Genomic DNA, 1,042 nt, shown 5'->3' with positions numbered 1-1,042 from the left:
TGTCGTGACTGCGTGCCTTTTGAAGAATGAGCCTGCGAGTTTGCGGTGTGTTGCGAGGTTAACCCGTGTGGGGGAGCCGTAGCGAAAGCGAGTCCGAATAGGGCGTTTTAGTAGCATGCTCAAGACCCGAAGCGGAGTGATCTAGCCATGGGCAGGTTGAAGCGGCTGTAAGAGGTCGTGGAGGACCGAACCCACCAGGGTTGAAAACCTGGGGGATGACCTGTGGTTAGGGGTGAAAGGCCAATCAAACTCCGTGATAGCTGGTTCTCCCCGAAATGCATTTAGGTGCAGCGTCGTGTGTTTCTTGCCGGAGGTAGAGCACTGGATAGGCGATGGGCCCTACCGGGTTACTGACCTTAGCCAAACTCCGAATGCCGGTAAGTGAGAGCGCGGCAGTGAGACTGTGGGGGATAAGCTCCATGGTCGAGAGGGAAACAGCCCAGAGCATCGACTAAGGCCCCTAAGCGTACGCTAAGTGGGAAAGGATGTGGAGTCGCAGAGACAACCAGGAGGTTGGCTTAGAAGCAGCCACCCTTGAAAGAGTGCGTAATAGCTCACTGGTCAAGTGATTCCGCGCCGACAATGTAGCGGGGCTCAAGCGTACCGCCGAAGTCGTGTCATTGCAGTACATACCCCCAACGGGGACTGTGATGGGTAGGGGAGCGTCGTGTGCCGGGTGAAGCCGCCGCGTAAGCGAGTGGTGGACGGTTCACGAGTGAGAATGCAGGCATGAGTAGCGATACACACGTGGGAAACGTGTGCGCCGATTGACTAAGGGTTCCTGGGTCAAGCTGATCTGCCCAGGGTAAGTCGGGACCTAAGGCGAGGCCGACAGGCGTAGTCGATGGACAACCGGTTGATATTCCGGTACCCGCTTTGAAACGCCCAATATCGAGCCCATTAATGCTAAGGCCGTGATACCGCCGGGTGCGTCTTCGGACAATCTCGGAGTGGTGGAGCCGCTGATCCAAGGTGGTAGTAGGTAAGTGATGGGGTGACGCAGGAAGGTAGTCCAGCCCGGGCGGTGGTTGTCCCGGGGTAA

General features: G+C 57.3%; 1 rRNA gene. It reads left to right on the top strand.

Going from position 1 to position 1,042, the window contains the following annotated elements:
• A 23S ribosomal RNA gene (locus ABZ348_RS34715) occupies positions 1–1,042 on the top strand; the annotation flags it as partial.

The sequence above is a fragment of the Streptomyces sp. NPDC005963 genome, from assembly GCF_040638655.1.
Taxonomy (GTDB): domain Bacteria; phylum Actinomycetota; class Actinomycetes; order Streptomycetales; family Streptomycetaceae; genus Streptomyces.
The sequence above is the reverse complement of the archived record's forward strand: the minus strand, read 5'-3'. Positions and strand labels throughout refer to the sequence as shown.